We start from the raw sequence: 3,718 nt of genomic DNA on the forward strand, positions 1-3,718 counted from the left end.
GTCGGCGCCCGCCGCCGCCGGCTTGGGCGTCCCGGCCGGACAGCAGCCCAGCGGACACACGTCGTGGCTGGGTCCCAGCCGGCCGAGCGCGCGGCGCCGGGGACCCTCGCCGCGCTCGGCGGCCGCCCGCTCCGTCACCAGCTCGCGGATCGCGGCGGCGAAGCGCGGGTCGGCGCCGACTGTCGCGGACCGGACCACGGGCAGACCGAGTGCGGCGGCCTTGTCCGTGGCCTCGGTGTCGAGGTCGTAGCGCACCTCCATGTGGTCCGAGACGAAGCCGATGGGCACCATCACCGCCGCGGGCGCGCCCTCGGCGGACAGCGACTCCAGGTGGTCGCAGATGTCCGGCTCCAGCCACGGCACTTGGGGCGGGCCGCTGCGGGACTGGTAGACCAGCCGCCAGGGGTGGTCGATGCCGGTCCGCTCCCGTACGGCGCCGGCGACGAGCCGGGCCACGTCCAGGTGCTCCGCCACGTACGCGCCCCCTCCCTCGCCGTGCGCCTGGGCCGGGCCGGAGGTATCGGCGGCGGCGGTCGGGATGGAGTGGGTGGTGAAGGCGAGGTGCGCGCCCTCCCGTACGTCCGCGGGCAGCGTGGCGAGGGCGGCGAGGACGCCGTCGGCCATCGGCTCGATGAAGCCGGGGTGGTTGAAGTAGTGCCGCAGCTTGTCCACGCGGGGCGGCTCCAGACCCTCCGACTCCAGCGCCGCGAGTGACTCGGCCAGATTCTCGCGGTACTGGCGGCAGCCGGAGTAGGAGGCGTAGGCGCTGGTGGTCAGGGTCAGCACCCGGCGGCGGCCGTCCCGCGCCAGCTCGCGCAGGGCGTCGGTGAGGTACGGCGCCCAGTTGCGGTTGCCCCAGTGGACGGGGAGGCCTAGGCCGGCCTCGGCGAAGTTCTTGCGGATCGCGTCCAGCAGAGCGCGGCACTGCGCGTTGATGGGGCTCACGCCGCCGAAGAGGTAGTAGTGCTGACCGACCTCTACCAGCCGCTCGCGGGGGATGCCGCGCCCGCGGGTGACGTTCTCCAGGAACGGGACGACGTCGTCGGGGCCTTCCGGACCGCCGAAGGAGAGCAGCAGCAGGGCGTCGTACGGGCGGGCATCGGGGCCGGCATCGAGCGCATCGGACATATCACCGATCCTGCCATCCGCGGATGGACGAGGTCCGGGCGGGCGGGGGCCGGGCGAGCGGACGGACGGACGGCGGGGGTCGCCACCTCCCGGCCGCCCACACCGCAGCCGTGAGTATGATCCGATACTCGCGAGAGGGGAGGGTCCTTGATGAGCGCGCAGCCGACGGGCAGCCGGGCGACCTGGCGCAACTGGGCGGGTAACGTCGCCCTCACTCCCGCCCGTACCGTCTCCCCCTCCACCACCGCCGCCCTCGCGGAGGCGGTGCGGCGGGCCGCCGAGGAGGGGCTGCGGGTCAAGGCGGCCGGCACCGGGCACTCCTTCACGGCCGCCGCCGCTACCGACGGGATGCTGATACGCCCGGACCGGCTTGTCGGCGTACGGGAGTTGGACCGGGAGGCCGGCACGGTCACGGTGGCCGCGGGCACCCCGCTGAAGCATCTCAACCAGACCCTGGCCGCGGCGGGCCTGTCGCTGACCAACATGGGCGACATCGTGGAGCAGACAGCCTCCGGCGCGGTGAGCACCGGAACCCATGGCACGGGCCGCACATCGGCGTCGCTGTCGGCTCAGGTCACCGGGCTGGAGATGGTGCGTGCGGACGGTTCGGTGCTGCGCTGCTCGCCGCGCGAGAACGCGGACGTCTTCGACGCGGCCAGGCTCGGCCTCGGGGCGCTGGGTGTCATCAGTGAGCTGACCTTCGCCGTGGAGCCGGCGTTTCTGCTGACCGCCCGCGAGGAGCCGATGCGGTTCGAGCGCGTGACGGCGGAGTTCGAGCAACTCGTGGCCGAGAACGAGCACTTCGAGTTCTACTGGTTCCCGCACACGGAGGGCTGCAACACCAAGCGCAACAACCGCAGTGCGGGCCCCGCCCGTCCGCTGCCCAGGGTGCGCGGCTGGATCGATGACGAGCTGCTCTCCAACGGGGTCTTCCAGGCGGTCTGTTCGCTGGGGTCGGCGGCCCCCGCCGTGGTGCCTTCCGCCGCCAGGATCTCCAGCCGGGCCCTGTCTCCCCGTACCTACACCGACCTCCCGCACCGGGTCTTCACCAGCCCGCGCCGGGTGCGCTTCCTGGAGATGGAGTACGCCCTGCCCCGGCGGGAAGCGATGGGCGCGCTGCGGGAGTTGAAACAACTGGTCGAGCGCTCCCGCTTCCGGGTCGGTTTCCCGGTGGAGGTACGGACGGCGCCCGCCGACGACATTCCGCTCTCGACGGCGAGCGCACGGGAGACGGCCTACATAGCGGTGCACATGTACCGCGGCACCCCGCACGAGGGGTACTTCACGGCGGCCGAGCGGATCATGACGGCACACGGCGGGCGCCCGCACTGGGGCAAGTTGCATTCGCGCGACGCCGGTTACCTGAGGTCGGTCTACCCCCGCTTCGGGGAGTTCGGGAAGCTCCGTGACCGGCTGGACCCGGACCGGGTCTTCGGCAACGACTACCTGCGGCGCGTACTCGGGGAATGAACGCGGGTGTTGAACGGATGTGCCCCCTTCCCGGCTGTTACCGCCCCCGGTTGAACGGATTCGCTCATCGGAACGCGTAAACGACCAGCGAAGCGAAGGTAATGATTCCGATTCGGTCCGTTATGTGACTCTTGCCACCCGCCGTTGCCGTTCTTAAGCTTGGCCGGGCCCCAACTCCCTTCCCCTCGAGCAACTTGGACGGCGCGCCGGTCCACCCCCGTGGCCCTAATGGAGTAGTGTGACGAGCCCTGGCCTTGGCTCAGGCCGGGCGCAGGCAGCACAGGTGACGAGGTTGGTCAGCGGTCGGCCCGCAGGACCAGCGACGCACGTGACGTCGGCAGGCACCACCGGGGAGGTTCACATGCCCGAACTGCGTGTCGTGGCCGTCAGCAACGACGGCACACGGCTGGTGCTCAAAGCTGCCGACAGCACGGAATACACGCTTCCGATCGATGAACGGCTGCGCGCCGCCGTGCGCAACGACCGTGCCCGCCTGGGCCAGATCGAGATCGAGGTCGAGAGCCACCTGCGGCCGCGCGACATCCAGGCGCGGATACGAGCCGGTGCCTCCGCCGAGGAGGTCGCACAGCTCGGCGGTATCCCCGTCGACCGCGTACGCCGCTTCGAGGGCCCCGTCCTCGCGGAGCGCGCGTTCATGGCGGAACGCGCCCGCAAGACACCGGTGCGCCGTCCCGGCGAGACCGCGGGACCGCAGCTCGGCGACGCCGTCAACGAGCGGCTGCTGGTGCGCGGCGCCGACCGGGACGCCGTGCACTGGGACTCCTGGCGCCGGGACGACGGCACCTGGGAGGTGCTGCTCGCCTACCGCGTCGCGGCCCAGCCGCACTCGGCGACCTGGACCTACGACCCGCCGCGCCGCCTGGTGCAGGCCGTGGACGACGAGGCCAGGGCGCTAATCGGCGAGACCGACGACACCCCGGAGCCGAGCTTCCCGTTCGTGCCGAGGATCGCACGGCTGCCTCGTGACCGAGGGGAGCGCGAGGGGCGCAGCGAGCGCGAGAGCCGGGGCGAGCGGACCGGCCGTCCCGAACTGGAGCCTGCCGCGTTCTCGCCGGCCCCGGGCGACGAGGACGACCGGGACCGCGGCGTGGGCGAGGGC

Annotated in this window: 3 protein-coding genes; 2 read left to right on the forward strand and 1 reads right to left on the reverse strand. The window is 72.4% G+C overall.

Going from position 1 to position 3,718, the window contains the following annotated elements; translation table 11 throughout:
• Positions 1–1,128, reverse strand: a 1,128-nt coding sequence (locus tag ACRDP3_RS24985; RefSeq protein ID WP_431519252.1) for a ferrochelatase, incomplete at its 3' end; no start/stop codon positions are given.
• Between the two features lie 150 nt (positions 1,129–1,278).
• On the opposite strand from ACRDP3_RS24985, the gene ACRDP3_RS24990 reads away from it, so the two are divergent.
• Both ACRDP3_RS24990 and sepH read left to right on the forward strand, forming a co-directional pair.
• Positions 1,279–2,598 carry a D-arabinono-1,4-lactone oxidase gene (locus tag ACRDP3_RS24990; protein WP_431519253.1) on the forward strand — a complete coding sequence of 440 codons (1,320 nt, stop codon included), beginning with the start codon at positions 1,279–1,281 and terminating at the stop codon, positions 2,596–2,598.
• 361 nt (positions 2,599–2,959) lie between these two features.
• Positions 2,960–3,718: septation protein SepH (gene sepH / locus ACRDP3_RS24995; RefSeq protein WP_431519254.1), on the forward strand; the 759-nt coding region annotated here is incomplete at its 3' end.

It is taken from the genome of Streptomyces sp. (assembly GCF_050698815.1).
Taxonomy (GTDB): Bacteria; Actinomycetota; Actinomycetes; order Streptomycetales; family Streptomycetaceae; genus Streptomyces.

Coding starts and splice junctions, on each gene's coding strand:
- ACRDP3_RS24990 (WP_431519253.1), top strand. CDS start 1,279: ATGAGCGCGCAGCCGACGGGCAGCCGGGCGACCTGGCGCAACTGGGCG.